Genomic DNA, 18,468 nt, shown 5'->3' with positions numbered 1-18,468 from the left:
ATTTCCTATGCGGCAAGAAGGCTTATCATATCGGGGCGAAAGCCAGACCAATGCTTGTCACCCGCAATGACAACAGGGACTTGCTGGTAGCCTAATTTTTTAACCAGTTCAAGGGCTTGGCTGTCTTCTGTTAAGTCAATTATTTGATATGAAATTTGCTTGCGGTCTAAGGCTTGATAGGTGGCATTACATTGAACGCAGTTGGGCTTACTATAAATGGTAATCTTATTCATAATATTCACCTTTTGAATTTCTAGGGGCATCGTTGTGTGGTAATTGATACCTAAAGACTATATATAGATATGATATTTATCAACCACACAATATATAGTGATTAGTAAATATTGAATGATAATTATTCTAATTATCTGCTAGGTTGTTATTTATATTGAAAATAAAAAAATGGGGCATTTGATGATTCCGTTTGCCACACTAAGAAAAAATAGCATTGCAATGTAGAAATAATTTACTCTATAACTGTATATACAATCAGGTAAATGAATCCTTTTAAGGAGATACTATGTACCATCAATATTTAGCGACACCGGATAAATTTCCTAAGCCGTGGGTCCATATTACGGCGGATGATGAAGGGATCACGAGCCTCTATTTTGTTGAAGAGAAAACAGAGAAAGAGAGTAAAAACGAGCATTCCAAGCTGTGTGCTAAAGAACTAAAAGAATATTTTAACCACAAAAGAAAAACGTTTACTGTGGCATTAAACCCCCATGGCACTGAGTTTCAAAAGAAAGTGTGGAAACACCTATGCGGGATCCCTTATGGGGAACGTTGGAGTTATAAGGACTTAGCATTGAAGTTAGGATCTGCCAATTATTGCCGTGCAGTGGGAATGGCAAACTCACGTAATCCCATTTCTTTAATCGTACCTTGCCACCGCGTATTGGGTCACGATGGTAAGCTGGTGGGATACACGGGGGGCTTAGATATTAAGGATTGGTTGTTACTGCATGAGAAGTAACAGCTACTGCATGAGAAGTAACAGCTGAATAATTGGCTATAGATGATACGATTGATTGCATTAATTGCTATTGGTAAGAATAATTGTCGAATTTAGAGTAAAAATGACCAATGAATAATATATTTTTATCATTTTAGTCTATTTTCGTGATCTAGGTTGTAGACAAGTAACTCAGAGATCTGGTGTACTGGACTCGATACAGATGGTGTGTCTATTTTATTTTAAAGGTAATAATTTGATGTCTAAAGTTAAAGGTAACGTTAAGTGGTTCAACGAATCTAAAGGTTTTGGTTTTATCACTCCAGAAGATGGCAGCAAAGACGTATTTGTTCACTTTTCTGCGATTACAAGCGACGGTTTCAAAACCCTAGCTGAAGGCCAGAAAGTTGAATTTGAAATCACTGAAGGTGCTAAAGGCCCATCTGCTGTTAACGTTGTCTCTCTGTAATTTAAACAATTAACAATCAGAAACGAACAGCTGTAAACTCGCTCTAGTTAACTGGAGCGAGTTTTTTTATGGAAAAAACCAAGGAATCATTGGCAATAAAAAACCTGACTCAGTTGCCCAAATCAGGTCCCTAGCTTACTAAGTGAATAAAATTAGGCTTTATTTCACTTCTTCGCCTTTGGCTTGCAAGTCAGCATGGTAAGAAGAGCGTACAAAAGGCCCACACGCTGCGTGGGTGAAGCCCATCGCCATAGCTTCCTCTTTCATCTCATCGAACTCAGCAGGGCTTACATAGCGTTTTACCGGTAAATGATGGCGGCTTGGCTGTAGGTATTGACCAAGGGTTAGCATGGTCACGCCGTGGCGACGTAAATCGCGCATCACTTCAATGATTTCAGCATTGGTTTCACCAAGACCGACCATCAAACCTGATTTTGTTGGGATATTAGGATGCGCTTCTTTAAATTTTTCGAGTAATTTCAGCGACCACTCATAGTTTGCACCTGGGCGAACTTGGCGATAAACACGCGGTACGTTTTCAAGGTTATGGTTAAACACATCCGGTGGTGTCGCTGTTAAGATCTCTAATGCGCGATCCATACGACCACGGAAATCAGGCACTAAAGTTTCAATTTTAATTGATGGGCTTTTTTCGCGGATCGCACTGATACAATCTGCGAAGTGTTGAGCACCACCATCGCGTAGATCGTCACGGTCGACGGAAGTGATCACCACATAACGTAGTGCCATGTCTTTGATCGTTTGCGCTAATTTTAGGGGTTCGTTGGCATCTGGTGCGTTAGGGCGACCGTGGGCAACGTCACAGAATGGGCAGCGTCGGGTACAAATAGCACCTAAGATCATAAAGGTTGCCGTACCATGGTTAAAGCATTCAGATAGGTTTGGGCAAGAGGCTTCTTCGCATACGGAGTGAAGACCATTTTTACGCATTGCTGCTTTAATGCCTTGAATGCGCGTTGAGTCAGCGGGAAGCCGAATTTTCATCCAGTCAGGTTTGCGTAGAATTTCTTCGCGTTCAGTCACCACATTTTTGACAGGGATCAGCGCCATTTTGTCGGCGTCACGATATTTAATTCCGCGTTCTATCTGAATTGGTTTACTCATAATATGACGGTTCCAGTTATCTTTTATGCTGATGGATAAGTTCTAATTCTAAATAAAATGTCGGGAGCGCCGTAACTCACCCATTAAAATATTTTTTAAAAATGTTAAAAAATTATAGCATTATTATTGAACAATATGAAATCCCAGTGTGTCACAGAATTGGCTAATTAGCACAGGCTGAACATCAGATAATGACACTTTGGGGGCGAGGTCACAGACTTGAGTCATTTTTAATTCACTGTAACCACAAGGGTTTATACGGTTAAATGGCTCAAGATCCATATCAATATTTAATGCTAATCCGTGGAATGAACATCCTTGGCGAATGCGCAGCCCTAGAGAGCAAATTTTGTTTCCGTTAACATAAACACCGGGAGCATCAGGGCGCGGGTAGGCTTCAATATTGAAATGGGCGAGGGTGTTTACCACTGTGTTTTCCAGCGCGGTCACTAGCTCACGAACGCCAATTTTGTTGCGTTTTAAATCAAGCATGACATACATGACTTGCTGGCCAGGACCATGATAGGTGACTTGCCCGCCTCTATCACTTTGAATAACAGGGATATCTCCGGGCGCTAAAACATGTTCAGCTTTTCCTGCTTGCCCTTGAGTGAAAACACGCGGGTGCTCAACAAGCCAGATTTCATCAAGGGTTTCAGCGGTGCGACACTCAGTGAATTGGTGCATGGCATCAGAAACCGTTTGATAAGGTGCATGGCCAAGTTGGCGAATGATGATGCTTCTGTCTGACAAAATTTTGTGTCCAACGGTTTAAATGAAGGCAGTATAACTCCGCAAAAAGCATATCACCAGTTCACTTTGTTATTAATTTGTTATTAATCTAACGCATAAAACAAAAAAGCCGAACAGCGGTGAGGCTATTCGGCTTGTCAGTTAAGCGTTCATTAAAGAACAACTTTCACTAATTCTAATGCACCTAATTCGCTATACAAGGTTTCAACTTGTTCAATATGGGTGGCATTAATGGTAATCGACACTGAGTGATAATTACCTTTGCTGCTTGGTTTGACATCAGGGGCATAATCACCTGGTGCGTGGCGTTGTACCACTTCAATCACTTGATCAACCAGTTCAGGCTGTGCCAAGCCCATTACTTTGTAAGTTAATGGACATGGGAACTCAAGCAGTTCACCTAATTTCGTTTTCATGGGCACTCCTAATTTTTTAAAATTGTGTCGCTGGTTGAAAAAGATTGGCTGGTATCAAACCAGCCAATGAGTTGTCTTCATCCAACAAACATACTGATGCTTACTATATGGGGACGACTTATTTTCGTTTCAAGGGCTAGCCAAACCAGCGGTGGAATAGCAGCTTAATGTAGTCGATTAAACGACTGAAAAAGCCACCTTCTTCAACGTCTTTCAGTACCGCTAGTGGGTGTTGCTCGATTGTTTTACCATCTAATTGGAAGCTAATCGTACCCACTTGCTGGCCTTTCGTTAATGGGGCTTGCAACTCAGTCGTGGATAATTCATAGCTGGCTTTTAAGTCTTTTAAACGGCCGCGTGGGATAGTCAGGTAGAGGTCTTCTACAACACCGAGTTTGACCTCACTTTCATCACCAAACCAGACTGGTGCACTGGCAAAATCAACACCCGCTTGTAAAGGTTTGACTGTTTCATAGAAGCGGAAGCCGTAAGTTAATAATTTTTTGCTTTCTGCATCACGGCCTTTACTACTTTTACCGCCCATCACAACAGAAATTAAACGCATGTCACCTTCAGTCGCAGAGGCAACAAGGTTGTAACCCGCAGCATTGGTGTGACCGGTTTTGATTCCATCAACTGCGAGGCTCTTATCCCATAGCAGACCATTACGGTTTGTCTGACGGATATTGTTGAAGGTGAATTCTTTTTCTTTGTAGATGGCATATTCTTCAGGGACATCACGTACCAGCGCTTGGCCAATCAGTGCCATATCACGTGCTGAACTATATTGCCCATCGGCATCTAAGCCATGAACGGTTTGAAAATGGGTGTTTTTCAAGCCCAGTTTGTTCACATAGCCATTCATTAGCTGAACAAAATTTGTTTGATCTCCCGCGATATGATCCGCCATCGCCACACAAGCATCGTTACCAGATTGCAGATTAATACCGCGAGTCAATTGAGAAACACTCACGCGATCACCCGGTTTTAAAAACATCAACGAAGAGCCTTTAAACACTGGGTTTCCCGTTGCCCATGCATCTTCACCCACAGTGACCATATCTTCAGCACCGATTTTACCTGATTTAATCGCTTGGCCAATCACATAGCTTGTCATCATTTTGGTTAAACTAGCGGGATCACGGCGCTGATCTGCATTACTTTCAGCGAGAACTTTCCCTGAATTATAATCAATCAGAATGTAAGCCTCAGCATCAATAGCTGGTGCTGCAGGAATAGCGGTATTTGGAAAAGCTTCGTTAGCAGTTGCAATATTGGCAGTCAAAAGCAGCAGTGCGGAACCCAGCACAGTATGACGCACGATGCGTGATGGAGTGACATTATTCATGGTTTTACCATTACATCCGAAATTCGGTTAACACAAGGAGGCGCAGTGTAGCAAAAGAGGGAGAGAACAAAAAAGCCCCTTTTACATTGCGCCAATCATTTTATTGCATTTTATCTTTTTCATACCCGAAGTGGGGTTATTTCACACCACTTCACGTATTTGAAGTCTTAAGGTGCGACAACCATCGACGCTTGGTTCCGTTCGGACTGTAAACGCCCTTGAACCTCGACAGCTTGTTGTCTTGTACTAAATGGCCCTAATTGTACGCGGTAAATTCCATTGTAAGGTTGAAGACGACCTGGCACATTAAACTGGGTTTTTAACTCATTTAGCATCGATTGTGCGTTGGTTTGGTTACTAATTGCTCCCGCTTGAACTAAAAAACCGCGTTCAGGTACCGTTTCTTCACTCGCGGCTTGAGGCGCAGGTGCAGGCGTTGGTGTTTGTAGGCTCATGTCAGGCATGGTTGGCTGCATAGGTTCTTTAGGCTGTTGAACAGGCAGTGTATTTTCTGGCGTCGGCAAGTTTTCCATTACTGGCGTGCCCATTGGGCCAGAGCCTAGTTGTGGACGCCCTGGGAGGGCATAGCTTTGTTTAATAAAGTTTGAGCCGACAGTACCTGCGCCCGATAAACTGCCATCTTGTGCGACCGCAATTGCATCAATTTTAATTTTTGTCGTCGGCATCAAATTTAAGCGATCTGCGGTTGCACGGGAAACGGCAATGCTTTTACCCGGAACATAGGGACCACGGTCATTAACACGAACGACCATCATACGGCCATTCATCATATTCGTGATGCGAACATAGCTTGGAATAGGTAATGTTGGGTGCGCAGCGGTTAATTCTACTGGATTTACGCGCTCACCAATTGCGGTCATATTGCCCGTTGACTCTGCACCATAAATGGAAGCATAACCGACTTGTGAAAACTGAGCAGGCTCGCGAACAATTTGATATTGCTGCCCATTACGGGAATAGTCGTTATTTGCCGTTGGGTGATATGGCTCATAATGAGGCTCTGCGCCTAATACATCTTGTGTTGGCACATTTGTGGGCACTTGCGGTGCCTGCTTTACATCGTCTGTCACACAGCCACTGAGTAGCGCGGCAGTGATGCCAAGCATTATCCATTGTAAACGCATACTAAGCCTCATTTTATAAACTTTTGGATAGAAATTTTCGGTGTGTATGTATCGACATGATAATACCGAACCCTGCCATTAATACAATTAAGGCAGATCCCCCGTAGCTCACCAAGGGGAGGGGGACGCCAACAACGGGTAATATACCACTTACCATGCCGATATTAACAAATACATAAACAAAAAGGATCAAGATCAAGCCGCCAACCATAACTCGGCCAAATGTATTCTGTGCACTTGCGGCAATATACAGCCCACGAATAATCAGCAGGATATACAACCCTAAGAGAATAAGAACACCAACCAAACCCAGTTCTTCTGCCAGCACAGCAAAGATAAAGTCAGTATGCCTTTCAGGTAAAAACTCAAGTTGAGATTGTGTACCATGCAACCAACCTTTGCCCATAAGCCCACCGGAGCCAATGGCAATTTTAGATTGAATGATATGGTAACCTGCGCCTAATGGGTCTGTTTCAGGGTCAAGTAGCATCATCACGCGGGCCCTTTGATAATCATGCATCAAGAAGAACCATAACAGCGGGATAAAGGCGGCTAGTGCGATGGCTGCAACGGCAATAAGCCGCCAGCTCATGCCTGCAAGAAAGAGAACAAACAAGCCAGAGGTTGCAACTAAAATAGAGGTTCCAAGGTCAGGCTGTGCGGCAACTAACAGTGTTGGAACAAAAATCAGCACTAAGGCAATGAGTGTATTTTTAAACGAAGGTGGGCACGAATCGCGGTTCATAAAGCGCGCCACCATTAAAGGAACGGCTATTTTGGCGATTTCGGAAGGCTGAAAACGCACAAAACCTAAATCTAACCACCGCTGAGCCCCTTTACTGATTTGCCCAAACACATCGACGAAAATAAGTAAAATAACACAAAAAATAAACAAGTGAGGCGCCCAGCTTTCATACATGCGAGGGGGAATTTGTGCCATTACAATCATGACAATAAAGCCTGTGGCGATTTGCCCAAGCTTTCTTTCCATCATTTCAGGGTCTTGCCCGCTGGCGCTCCACATGATAAACGCACTGTAAGCAAGTAAGGCAATAATGATCAATAACATAGGCACATCTATGTGTAGACGTGTTGATAATGAATTTTTTCTCTTATCGTCAGTCATAATCTTTATTGCTCGCGAAAAAGGTTCTTAAAACAATCATTAACGATCTTCCCCCGCCCCAGTTGTAGAGGTTACAACTTCAGTTCGGTTATCACCTAGCAAAACATGGTCAAGTATTTGGCGAACAATATCACCGACCGCTGGGCCTGCGCCGCCATTTTCTAAAATAATTGCGACCGCAATTGTTGGCTTATCATAAGGTGCATAGGCAATCATTAATTTGTGGTCACGTAAATGTTCCGCCAGCTTACTTGCATTATAGGTTTCGTAACTGAAAACTTGTGCTGTTCCTGATTTTGCCGCCACTTTATATGGCGTGCCGATAAAGCTGCGTCGACCTGTACCGTTCGGCGCATTTGCAACGCCATACATACCGTGTTTAGCGAGCTCCCAATACCCCGAGTGAATATCGCCAATTTGCTTAGTTTCTTTGTCTTCGTAAGGCACCATTGCATTGCCCAGTTTCGTGCCATATAGCAGGTGAGGGGTTTTGACTTGACCATCATTGATTAACGTCATCAATGCTTTCGACATCTGTATTGGTGTTGCGGTCCAATAACCTTGACCGATCCCAACAGGGATCGTATCCCCTTGGTACCAAGGTTTTTTATAGCGTTTTTGTTTCCATTCGCGGGTTGGCATGATGCCTGAACGTTCTTCAGCAAGGTCAATCCCTGTATATTCCCCAAAACCGAAACGCGTCATCCACATAGAAAGGCGGTCTATCCCCATATCGTAAGCGACTTGGTAGAAGAATGTATCCGCTGATTCAACAATGGATTTGACAACATTCAATTTGCCGTGTCCCCACCGCTTCCAGTCACGATAACGTTTTTCAGAGCCCGGAAGTTGCCACCAACCAGGGTCAAAAATGGTGGTATTCGGTGTGATCACTTTTTCGCTTAGTGCTGCGACGGAAATAAACGGTTTCACCGTCGATGCAGGTGGATAGAGCCCTTGGGTAGTACGATTTATCAGTGGTCTATCAGGGTTATTTAGCAGCGCTTGGTAATCTTTGTTTGAAATACCATTAACAAATAAGTTTGAGTCATAACTTGGGTTTGACACTAGCGCCAATATCTCACCGTTGCGAGGGTCGGTGACGACAACTGCAGCACGGCTGGTGGTTAACAGTTTTTCGATGTAAGTTTGTAGTTCTAGGTCGATAGTCAGGTAGATATCGCGCCCTGCTTGAGGTGGCTGCTCATGTAACTGGCGGATCACACGACCGCGGCTATTAACCTCAACCTCTTCATAGCCTGTTTTTCCGTGCAAGATATCTTCATAATAGCGCTCAATACCTAACTTACCAATATCGTGGCTCGCGGCATAGTTTGGTAATACGCCTTCTTTATCCAAGCGCTCTACGTCTTTATCGTTAATTTTTGCGACGTAGCCAATCACGTGAGTTAATGCGGAGCCATAAGGATAAGAACGGCGTTGGTAGCTTTTGACTTCTAAACCGGGAAAGCGGTATTGATTAACAGCGAAGCGTGCTACTTGTACTTCATTAAGCTGAGTTTTCAATGCAATAGAGGTAAAACGGCGCGAACGTTTACGCTCCTTTTCAAAGTTGGTGATGTCTTCATCCGTTAAATCGACGACATCACGTAGTTTCTCCAGGGTGTCTTTTAAATCGTCGACTTTTTCAGGGATGATTTCAAGCTGATAAAATGTGCTGTTAAGTGCAAGCTGTGTCCCACGCCGGTCATAGATAATTCCGCGGCTTGGTGCAATGGGCACTAATTTGATTCGGTTATCATTTGAACGGGTCTGATAATCTTCATGACGAACAATTTGTAGATGATGCAAATTGGTGACAAGAATGGCAGTCAAAATAACAATCACGCCGAAGGCAATGAGCGCTCGGCGAATAAATAAGACGGATTCAGCGGTATGGTCGCGAAAAGGGGTGCGTTGTGTTTTCATCCCATTGCCATTTTGAACATATTTAAACCTGACTATTCCCGGTGATAAGGGTGGTTAGTCGTAATACTCCATGCCCGATAAAGACTTTCGGCAACAAGGACGCGAACGAGAGGGTGTGGTAGCGTGAGTGGCGATAAGGACCAACTTTGCTCAGCTGCCTCTTTGCAAGCAGGTGCAAGGCCTTCTGGACCACCAATCAACAAACTGACATTGCGACCATCTTGTTTCCATTTATCAAGTTGGATAGCCAGTTTTGGGGTATCCCAGCGGTCACCTGGAATATCCAGTGTGACAATGCGATTGCCTTTTCCCACAGCGGCAAGCATTAACTCACCTTCTTTTTCCAATATGCGCTTGATATCTGCATTTTTCCCCCGTTTTCCTGCTGGAATTTCCGTTAGTTCAAACGGCATATCTTTAGGAAAGCGGTGGAGATAATCCATAAAGCCGGTCTGAACCCAGTCCGGCATTTTTGTTCCAACGGCGATGAGCTGTAATTTCAACCTCAGCTCCAGAGTTTTTCTAATTCATACATACGGCGACTTTCATCTTGCATGATGTGAACAATGGCATCGCCAAGATCAACAACAATCCAATCAGAGATTCCTTGCCCTTCAACACCTAACGGCATTAAACCATTTTTACGGCAAGCGTCAATCAACCTGTCAGCAACGGACATCAAATGGCGGCTTGAGGTCCCTGTGCAGATGATCATCTGGTCGGTAATACTTGATTTCCCTTGAACATCGATAGTGATGATATCTTCGGCTTTCGCATCATCAAGACTGTCGATAATAAATTTTTGGAGTTCAGTTCCTTGCAAAAGGTTCACCTTTTATTCAAACAAACAGAATTGGATGTTAAATCCTGTTTGTAGTTTATAGACAAATAGTTTGCTGCCAATAAACGAATTAGACTCATTTTCAGCAGAGTCATTTTACCCTAGATTTTAAGAAAAATCGGCTAAATTCTTTTTTATTCATTTTGAAGTGAAATTTATAGGGATATCTGCTCATTTGGGCAAGAAGTTTGTGTTAACTTTACAAAATCACAAAAGAAATTCTTACCCTAACAAATATTTTAGAATGGGATGGATAGAGTGCAAATAATTAAGCCACAAGTTTTTATATTTGAAGGGATTCATCCTATCTCGACAAAAATGCAGGATGACATCGCTCCTATTGTGGAATCCATAACGATTCTATCGCGCATTTCTTGTACAAATGCTGTGGTAGGGGTGGTTTGTCCACCACAGAATCTATCGAAGTTAATTGGGCTATTTCCTGCAAATATCCCTATTTTAACGGGAGATAAACTGCAAGATATAGATCACTGGGATGCTTTTTTAACCCAGTTATATACTTTGCAGCGGCTTGAATATTTACAGCAGCAGTTAACTCATCATCAAATAATCCAATTTCATAGCCGCCATAAATATTTGATTATGGCGTATTCCCCTGTGGGGTATCAATTGACAGGCTGCTTAGTGGCTAATATTCGTAAAGGCAGTGATCTGGCTTTGTTCTTTAATCAATATAAAGCGTGTTTGATGAACATATTTACGAACGTAGCACCTAAAAATATTCAAGTAAATGCGCTTAACCATATGCAAGGCTATTTTAAACACAAAGCTACGCAAGATGAGAAAAAACGATTGTTGTGGTTAATTAATGATTATCGCGAGGGGAATTTACCCATTAATCGGCCATTAATGATGATGCAGCAACTGTTGCAGCAATATCCTGATAACTACCTTCAGGAACAATATTTCTTTGCACCTTATCCTAATTGCGATGTATTAAGGGAAAGTCCTTATCGTTGGTAGAGGCCTTGTTGGTGAATATATTGCAAAACGGATTCAGGAATTAAATCACGGCAGCTATCGCCTGCAATTAATCTTTGGCGGATATCCGTAGCGGAAATATTAATAAGTGGTGTGTCGCCTAAAAAAATATAACCGTGGGGTGAACTGCGCAATTTTTCAGGCTGCGTCGTTTTGTGTTGTGAAAGCCACGCCTGCATTTTCGGGTCAGTAAACTGTGTTGCATACCCTGGACGTGAGCATACCAATAAATGGCAGTTATCTAATATTTTATCCCACCCATGCCATGTATTAATGGAAAGCAACGAGTCTTGCCCAATAATAAAAGCTAAAGGTTGTGTCCCGCCCATTTCTTGGCGTAATTCTGTCAGTGTTTCAATGGTATAAGATGGCGAGTTTTTTTCGAGTTCCCGTGTATCTATCGTAAATAACGGGTCGTCCCGAATCGCTAATTTCACCATTTCTAATCGTTGGGTTGGGCTTGCTTCTGGCTGTGGGCGATGTGGTGGAACGTGGTTCGGTAGCAAAAGAACCTTCTGCAACCCAACTTGCTTTGCGAGTGCTTGAACAGGGCGCAAATGACCATAATGGATAGGGTCGAATGTTCCGCCAAATAACGCTTGCAAGCCAAACGCATTTTCTTTGGGTGTGTGATTATTAGCCATGAATAAAATTCTCTGCGAATGCTTTGCCACATAGCAACATAGACAGGGATTGAAGATCAGGCCATGCAGAATGGCTAAAATCTTGCTTAATATGGATTTCTGCCTGAGTGAGTAACATTAACGCCGATTGTAATTGATGTAAACTCAGGCGCTGCAAGGCTTCAGTCATCACGCCACGGCGGTTTTGCCATACTTTATGTTGGTCAAATAAGGTTTTTAAGGGTGTGGTTGTTGATTGGCGCTTTAAGGCAATCAACAGCATTAATTCACGTTGGATTGAGCGGAGCAAAATAACAGGCTCAACATCTTCATGTTGAAGTTGTTCCATAATATGCCATGAGCGGCGAGATTTGCCTGCTAAGAGGGCATCAACCCAGTGAAACGGCGTAAAATGAGCAGAATCATTTACCGCACTTTCGACTCGAGGGTAGGTCAACTTACCATCGGGATAGAGCAACGAAAGCCGCTCAAGGGCTTGTGCTAACCCTAATAAATTTCCTTCATAACAATAGCAAAGCAACTGGTTTGCTTCTGCTTCGAGGGATAACCGCATACTGTAAGCACGCTTGGACACCCATTGAGGTAAGCGTTGGTATTCAGGTGTTAAACAGCTGACATAAATCGCATCTTGGCTAATTGCCTTAAACCATGCACTATTTTCTTGGGCTTTGGTTAACTTGTGCCCACGTAATACTAACAGTAAATCAGCATGTAATAATTGAGATAGCTGGTTTAATTTTTCTGCCATGGCAGCATTGGGGCCATTTTCAGGGAGCAGTAAGGTGAGCGTTTGGCGGCTGGCGAATAAGCTTAATGCTTGGCACAAGCTAAAAATTTCATCCCAATCCGTGTTTTGCTCAAGGGCGAAAGTAAAATGCTCTTCGAAGCCCCGCAAAATGGCAGCTTTGCGAATCGCATCCTGACTTTCTTGAAGAAGGAGGGGCTCATTGCCCCAAATTAAATAGCGGCCTCTTAGAGACTCTTGTAACGAAGAGGCCAGCTGTTCAGGATAAATACGCGTCATTATGGTTGAGTGTTAGCTTCAGCGGCTTGAGTTTTTGCTTTTTCAAGTTCAGCTGAGTGAACCAACAGTAACTTACGGACGATATTACGTGCCGCTTGCTCTTGCATTTCTTGCTTAACAATCTCTTTTTCCGCATCTTTTGCAAGCGCTTCTAATGGGTTGTCAAAGAAAGTACGTTCTACACGACTTTGCAGCGGGTAAATGGCACCATCTGGCATTAAAACTTGCGCATTCATCGTGAATGTTAATTGTTTCTCGGCAGCTTTACCATCTTGATAAATCGAGACCGTTTCAGTGTTTTCACTGGAGCTGGTGATTTTCAAAATAGGAACGCTCGCGTTGCCTGTTTCGAGAATTGTCACGTTATTGAGACGCAATTGTTCCCGAAGCGCACGCGTAAGGTAGCCGTATGGGTCGTTTGAACTTAGTTGCAATGTTTTCAATTCTTCAGGAATTTGTGTTGTTCCTTGTAAACGAAAACCGCAACCTGCGGTGACTAGCACCGCAAGACTCAAAAATAAAGTTATCAGATAACGCACCTGGCCTCCTTATCAGCCAACAACCTAATATCAACCTACAACAAGGTTCAGCAATTTGCCTGGTACATAGATTACTTTGCGAATACTCACTTCTTCAAGGTATTTCGCGACGCTTTGCTCTTTTTGAGCCATATCTAAAACAAATTCCTGATTTGCATCAGCTGGTACGGTAATACGCCCGCGGACTTTACCATTGACCTGAACAACCACCAGTTTGGTGTCATCAATCATGGCTTTTTCATCAGCGATAGGCCAGTTTGCAAAATCAACGTCTTCTTGATGACCCAGCGCTTTCCACATCTCGAAGCAAACGTGTGGAATAATAGGGTTAAGCATCAAGGTAATCGCTTCAAGAGACTCTTGCACTAATGCACGGTCTTGTTCGCTTTCTTGTGGTGCACGAACCAATTTGTTCATGAATTCCATGATAGCAGCGATAGCAGTATTGAATGCATAACGGCGACCCACGTCATCGGTCACTTTCGCGATAGTTTTGTGCAGGTCACGGCGTAAATCTTTTTGTTCAGAGGTTAATGCATTGATATCTAAAGGTGAAACGGCACCTTTTTGTGTGTGTTCATGCACTAAACGCCAGACGCGGCGAACGAAGCGGTTAGCCCCTTCAACGCTCGACTCTTGCCACTCAAGGGTTAACTCAGGTGGTGCAGCGAACATCATGAACAGGCGAACAGTATCAGCACCGTATTTTTCGACCATTAATTGCGGGTCAATACCGTTGTTTTTTGACTTAGACATTTTGCTCATACCAGTATAAACCAGTTCATGGCCTTCGGTGTCTACGGCTTTAACAATACGGTTTTTATCGTCACGCTCAACAATCGCTTCTGCTGGAGAAACCCAAACACGTTGGCCGTCACTTCCGGTGTAATAGAAGGCGTCAGCTAATACCATACCTTGGCACAGTAAACGTTTAGCCGGTTCATCGGAGTTTACTAAACCTGCATCACGCATCAGTTTATGGAAGAAGCGGAAATACATTAAATGCATGATAGCGTGTTCAATACCGCCGATATATTGGTCAACAGGTAACCAATAGTTTGCCGCGGTTGGGTCTAGCATGCCTTCATCGTGTTGTGGGCAAGTATAACGTGCGTAGTACCAAGATGATTCCATAAAGGTATCGAAGGTATCTGTTTCACGCAGCGCTGGCTGGCCATCAATGGTGATTTTTGCCCACTCAGGATCCGCTTTAATCGGGCTGGTGATACCGTTCATCACAACGTCTTCAGGTAAAATGACCGGCAGTTGATCTTCAGGAACAGGAACGACAGTGCCATCTTCCAATGTTGCCATTGGGATTGGTGCGCCCCAGTAACGTTGACGAGAAACGCCCCAGTCGCGTAAGCGGTAATTCACTTTGCGTTGGCCAGCACCCAAAGCAACCAGTTTGTCAGAAATCGCATTAAAGCCAGCTTCGTTATCTAAACCGCTAAATTCACCTGAGTTAATCAGGGAGTTTTTCTCTGTCATGGCTTCTTCAGATAAATCAGGTTCGTTACCTTCTGCATCCGCAATGACGGCTTTGATTGGCAGGTTGTATTTATGAGCAAATTCCCAGTCACGTTGATCGTGCGCAGGAACCGCCATAACCGCACCGGTGCCGTATTCCATTAATACGAAGTTAGCGACCCAAATCGGTAATTTTTCTTGGGTTAATGGGTGGATAACATATAAACCTGTCGCCATACCTTTTTTATCCATGGTCGCCATATCCGCTTCCGCGGTTTTGGTGTTACGGCATTCATCGATAAATTGCGCTAATTCAGCATTGTTTGCAGCCGCTTCTTTGGCTAATGGATGGCCAGCTGCAACGGCGACATAAGTCGCACCCATAAAGGTATCTGGACGAGTGGTGTAAACGGTTAAGGTTTCAGCACGATCCGCGACGTTAAAGGTAATTTCAGTTCCTTCAGAGCGGCCAATCCAGTTACGTTGCATGGTTTTAACTTGCTCAGGCCAATCTTCTAATTTATCCAGATCGTTGAGCAGCTCTTCTGCGTAATCAGTGATTTTAATAAACCACTGTGGGATTTCTTTACGTTCAACTGGGGTGTCGCAACGCCAGCAGCAGCCATCAACCACTTGCTCGTTCGCCAGAACGGTTAAGTCATGTGGGCACCAGTTAACTGCAGAGGTTTTTTTATACACTAAGCCTTTTTCGTATAACTTAGTGAAGAACCATTGTTCCCAACGGTAATATTCAGGGGTACAAGTGGTGACTTCGCGATCCCAATCATAACCAAAGCCCAACATTTTTAGTTGGCCTTTCATGTAATCAATATTGGCGTATGTCCAAGGTGCGGGAGCAGTGTTGTTTTTAACCGCAGCGCCTTCAGCGGGTAGGCCAAACGCATCCCAACCAATCGGCTGGAGAACGTTTTTCCCCAACATGCGTTGGTAGCGGGAAATTACGTCACCAATGGTGTAGTTACGTACGTGGCCCATGTGTAGTCGACCAGAAGGGTAAGGTAGCATGGACAGGCAGTAGTATTTCTCTTTGCTGTTGTCTTCAGTCACTTTGAAAGTTGCTTTTTCATCCCAGTGACGCTGTACTTTAGGCTCTATATCTTCTGGACGATATTGTTCTTGCATGGCACCGATAATCCTATGGTGAATAAAGGCTACATCTGTAGCGTGAATGTCTTTCTTAATTAAGATCCGCATAGCATAGCGGATCCTTACCGAAAACAACAATAGTTGATTAGCTGAACCTACGGGGGAAGCTGGATATTGCTTTTCGGGGAACGGAGTCAGAATATTTTACTCTGATAACCAAACAACTTAACTAAAAAGTCAGGCAAATGGTAGTGGTTTCTTGAACTATTTCAAATTCAGTGAGTTGTTGTGGATTTTTATCCATGAATAATGGCAATTTGGTGTGTGAGTCGGTGTGACGTTACTATTTGAAGAGGAGGGAGCCAAATGGCTCCCTGTAAAAATTAATGCAGAATTTTCGCTAAGAAATCTTTGGCGCGGTCAGATTGTGGGTTAGCAAAGAAATCTTCTTTCTTGCTGTCTTCAACAATCTTGCCTTCATCCATAAAAATCACGCGGTTGGCCACTTTTTTGGCGAAGCCCATTTCGTGCGTAACCACCATCATGGTCATACCCTCATTGGCGAGCTCAACCATAACATCAAGCACCTCATTGATCATTTCAGGGTCAAGTGCAGACGTTGGCTCATCAAACAGCATTGCGATTGGGTCCATACAAAGCGCGCGAGCGATAGCGACACGTTGCTGCTGACCACCTGAAAGTTGCGCTGGGAACTTATTGGCATGGCTGGATAAGCCAACACGTTCCAACAGTTTCAATGCTTTTGCTTCTGCGGCTTTTTTATCGCGATTAAGTACTTTGACTTGAGCAAGCGTTAAATTTTCAATAATGGATAAATGTGGGAATAATTCAAAGTGTTGGAATACCATTCCTACTTTAGAACGTAGTTTCGCAAGGTCTGTTTTTTTGTTATTGACCTGAATATCATTCACAAAAATCTCACCCTGTTGAATAGGTTCCAAACCATTCACTGTTTTTATTAATGTGGATTTACCTGAACCAGATGGCCCGCAAACTACCACAACTTCGCCTTTTTTAACTTCAGTTGTGCAGTCTGTCAGCACCTGAAATTGGCCATACCATTTAGAGACATTTTTCAGGGTAATCATGAAACAGTCCTTTTCTTAAGATAATTCACTAACATTGAAGCGCCAAAACTGATAATAAAGTACACCAGACCTGCAAACAGTACCATCTCTACCTGCGTGCCATCTCGTTCACCAATGTTTGTGGCAGTACGGAAGAAGTCAGTTAAGCTCAGGACATACACAAGGGATGAGTCCTGAAATAACACAATGCCTTGCGTTAATAACAGTGGTACCATCGCTTTAAACGCTTGTGGTAAAACGACGAGTCTCATGGTTTGCATTTGTGTCATGCCTAGCGCTAATGCAGCTGAGGCTTGACCTCGGGAAATACTTTGAATACCTGCCCGAATGATTTCGGAGTAATAAGCCGCTTCAAAAAGAGAGAAGGCTATCATTGCTGAAATCAAACGAATATCATTTTTTGGTGATAAGCCTAGAACATTTTGTAATAAGCTTGGAACGATTAAATAGAACCATAACAAGACCATAACCAGTGGAATTGAACGGAACGTATTCACATAGAGCGCAGCGAACCAGCTAATTGGCTTGAAAGTCGATAAACGCATGACCGCTAATACGGTTCCCCATAAAATCCCAACCACAATAGCGGTTACCGTGATTTTAGCTGTCACAATAAAGCCATCAATTAAGAAGGGCATACTTGGGGCAATTGAGCTCCAGTCAAAATCATAAATCATCTTATCGCCCTCCTAATGTGCCAGGTAAGCGAACTTTGCGCTCTAATAGCGTCATCAAAATCATAATGACGACGTTAATACCTACATAAGCTAATGTGATTGCAGTGAATGATTCCCATGCGTGAGCCGAGTAATCCAAGAGTTTACCCGCTTGCGCCGCCATATCGACTAAGCCAATGGTGGAGGCTATGGCGGAGTTTTTCACCAAGTTCAACATTTCTGAGGTCATTGGTGGCAAAATCACGCGATACGCATTTGGCAAAAGTACGTAGCGATAAGTTTGTGGCAAGGTTAGCCCCATGGCTAACGCCGCGCTTTTTTGCCCTCTAGGCAGGGATTGGATCGCAGCGCGTACTTGCTCAGTCATACGAGCAGCGGTAAATAACCCAAGGCATAACATTGAGGAGATAAAGAATTGGTAGTTAGGATCTAACTCCATTTTAAACCAATCGCCAATTGAGCGCGGAAGCAGCTCAGGGATCACTAAATACCATGTGAAGAATTGCACGATGAGTGGCACGTTACGGAATAATTCCACATAAGCGGTACCTAAAAATGCTAAAAAGCGGTTAGGAACTGTACGTAAAATACCGAAGAATGAACCGACTAAGAATGCGATAATCCATGCGCAAATAGAAAGTGTGACAGTGACTTCTAGGCCAGATATTAGCCACCCTAAATAGGTGGTATTCCCAAACGGGGCTTCCTGAAGGAAAATCCCCCAATTCCAATTAATTGACATAATTTTGACTTCCTGTGGGCAATTAGATTGTCCCGATACTGCGA

Annotated in this window: 20 protein-coding genes; 3 read left to right on the top strand and 17 right to left on the bottom strand. The window is 43.5% G+C overall.

The features are described from left to right. Window positions 1-5: 5 nt before the first annotated feature. A complete protein-coding gene (gene nrdH, locus ABWP91_RS14710) occupies window positions 6-233 on the bottom strand; it encodes a glutaredoxin-like protein NrdH (protein ID WP_353243861.1) in 228 nt (75 codons plus the stop codon). A gap of 287 nt (window positions 234-520) precedes the next feature. On the opposite strand from nrdH, the gene ABWP91_RS14705 reads away from it, so the two are divergent. Together ABWP91_RS14705 and cspE are read left to right on the top strand one after the other, a co-directional pair. Next, entirely contained in the window at window positions 521-979 is a 459-nt protein-coding gene (locus ABWP91_RS14705; protein ID WP_353243860.1) for a methylated-DNA--[protein]-cysteine S-methyltransferase, read from the top strand. 238 nt (window positions 980-1,217) lie between these two features. Then, window positions 1,218-1,427 (top strand): transcription antiterminator/RNA stability regulator CspE, encoded by a 210-nt coding sequence (cspE, locus tag ABWP91_RS14700; protein WP_008915010.1) that lies wholly within the window; start codon window positions 1,218-1,220, stop codon window positions 1,425-1,427. A gap of 159 nt (window positions 1,428-1,586) precedes the next feature. On the opposite strand, the gene lipA is transcribed toward cspE, so the two are convergent. From lipA to rsfS, 9 genes are all read right to left on the bottom strand, one after another. Continuing rightward, window positions 1,587-2,552 carry a lipoyl synthase gene (lipA, locus tag ABWP91_RS14695; protein ID WP_353243859.1) on the bottom strand — a complete coding sequence of 322 codons (966 nt, stop codon included), beginning with the start codon at window positions 2,550-2,552 and terminating at the stop codon, window positions 1,587-1,589. Window positions 2,553-2,675: 123 nt separating this feature from the next. Continuing rightward, window positions 2,676-3,239: a lipoyl(octanoyl) transferase LipB gene (gene lipB, locus ABWP91_RS14690; RefSeq protein ID WP_353243883.1), complete on the bottom strand. Its 564-nt coding sequence runs from the start codon at window positions 3,237-3,239 to the stop codon at window positions 2,676-2,678. Window positions 3,240-3,457: 218 nt separating this feature from the next. Next, entirely contained in the window at window positions 3,458-3,721 is a 264-nt protein-coding gene (gene ybeD / locus ABWP91_RS14685; RefSeq protein ID WP_047756149.1) for a DUF493 family protein YbeD, read from the bottom strand. A gap of 136 nt (window positions 3,722-3,857) precedes the next feature. Further along, entirely contained in the window at window positions 3,858-5,069 is a 1,212-nt protein-coding gene (dacA, locus tag ABWP91_RS14680) for a D-alanyl-D-alanine carboxypeptidase DacA (RefSeq protein ID WP_353243858.1), read from the bottom strand. A 167-nt stretch (window positions 5,070-5,236) separates the two neighbouring features. After that, complete coding sequence (rlpA, locus tag ABWP91_RS14675; protein WP_353243857.1) at window positions 5,237-6,214, bottom strand: endolytic peptidoglycan transglycosylase RlpA; 978 nt, start codon at window positions 6,212-6,214, stop codon at window positions 5,237-5,239. Between the two features lie 13 nt (window positions 6,215-6,227). Further along, a complete protein-coding gene (gene mrdB / locus ABWP91_RS14670) occupies window positions 6,228-7,340 on the bottom strand; it encodes a peptidoglycan glycosyltransferase MrdB (protein ID WP_353243856.1) in 1,113 nt (370 codons plus the stop codon). A 39-nt stretch (window positions 7,341-7,379) separates the two neighbouring features. Continuing rightward, a complete protein-coding gene (gene mrdA / locus ABWP91_RS14665; protein WP_353243855.1) occupies window positions 7,380-9,269 on the bottom strand; it encodes a peptidoglycan DD-transpeptidase MrdA in 1,890 nt (629 codons plus the stop codon). 32 nt (window positions 9,270-9,301) lie between these two features. Beyond that, complete coding sequence (gene rlmH / locus ABWP91_RS14660; protein ID WP_353243854.1) at window positions 9,302-9,772, bottom strand: 23S rRNA (pseudouridine(1915)-N(3))-methyltransferase RlmH; 471 nt, start codon at window positions 9,770-9,772, stop codon at window positions 9,302-9,304. Between the two features lie 2 nt (window positions 9,773-9,774). Further along, window positions 9,775-10,101: a ribosome silencing factor gene (gene rsfS, locus ABWP91_RS14655; RefSeq protein ID WP_353243853.1), complete on the bottom strand. Its 327-nt coding sequence runs from the start codon at window positions 10,099-10,101 to the stop codon at window positions 9,775-9,777. Between the two features lie 267 nt (window positions 10,102-10,368). Here rsfS and ABWP91_RS14650 point away from each other — a divergent pair, with 267 nt between their 5' ends. Further along, a complete protein-coding gene (locus tag ABWP91_RS14650; RefSeq protein WP_353243852.1) occupies window positions 10,369-11,094 on the top strand; it encodes a DUF1722 domain-containing protein in 726 nt (241 codons plus the stop codon). On the opposite strand, the gene nadD is transcribed toward ABWP91_RS14650, so the two are convergent. The 7 genes from nadD to ABWP91_RS14615 form a co-directional block, all read right to left on the bottom strand. Beyond that, the gene (nadD, locus tag ABWP91_RS14645) at window positions 11,082-11,756 is read right to left on the bottom strand and encodes a nicotinate-nucleotide adenylyltransferase (protein ID WP_353243851.1); all 675 of its coding nucleotides are present in this window, start codon (window positions 11,754-11,756) and stop codon (window positions 11,082-11,084) included. The two genes, ABWP91_RS14650 and nadD, sit on opposite strands and share 13 nt — an antisense overlap. Continuing rightward, complete coding sequence (gene holA / locus ABWP91_RS14640) at window positions 11,749-12,780, bottom strand: DNA polymerase III subunit delta (protein ID WP_353243850.1); 1,032 nt, start codon at window positions 12,778-12,780, stop codon at window positions 11,749-11,751. Before holA ends, nadD begins: the two co-directional genes overlap by 8 nt. Next, a complete protein-coding gene (gene lptE / locus ABWP91_RS14635) occupies window positions 12,780-13,319 on the bottom strand; it encodes an LPS assembly lipoprotein LptE (RefSeq protein WP_225819920.1) in 540 nt (179 codons plus the stop codon). Before lptE ends, holA begins: the two co-directional genes overlap by 1 nt. A 30-nt stretch (window positions 13,320-13,349) precedes the next feature. After that, window positions 13,350-15,932 carry a leucine--tRNA ligase gene (gene leuS, locus ABWP91_RS14630; protein WP_353243882.1) on the bottom strand — a complete coding sequence of 861 codons (2,583 nt, stop codon included), beginning with the start codon at window positions 15,930-15,932 and terminating at the stop codon, window positions 13,350-13,352. 347 nt (window positions 15,933-16,279) lie between these two features. After that, window positions 16,280-17,005 (bottom strand): amino acid ABC transporter ATP-binding protein, encoded by a 726-nt coding sequence (locus ABWP91_RS14625; RefSeq protein WP_353243849.1) that lies wholly within the window; start codon window positions 17,003-17,005, stop codon window positions 16,280-16,282. Then, the gene (gltK, locus tag ABWP91_RS14620; protein ID WP_219249499.1) at window positions 17,002-17,679 is read right to left on the bottom strand and encodes a glutamate/aspartate ABC transporter permease GltK; all 678 of its coding nucleotides are present in this window, start codon (window positions 17,677-17,679) and stop codon (window positions 17,002-17,004) included. The genes ABWP91_RS14625 and gltK overlap by 4 nt, the downstream gene beginning before the upstream one ends. Before the next feature lie 4 nt (window positions 17,680-17,683). After that, the gene (locus ABWP91_RS14615; RefSeq protein ID WP_219244330.1) at window positions 17,684-18,424 is read right to left on the bottom strand and encodes an amino acid ABC transporter permease; all 741 of its coding nucleotides are present in this window, start codon (window positions 18,422-18,424) and stop codon (window positions 17,684-17,686) included. Between the last annotated feature and the right edge of the window lie 44 nt (window positions 18,425-18,468).

The organism is Providencia sp. (genome assembly GCF_040396775.1).
Classification (GTDB): domain Bacteria; phylum Pseudomonadota; class Gammaproteobacteria; order Enterobacterales; family Enterobacteriaceae; genus Providencia.
Note: the sequence above shows the minus strand (reverse complement) of the source record. Positions and strands in the feature narration are given on the sequence as shown.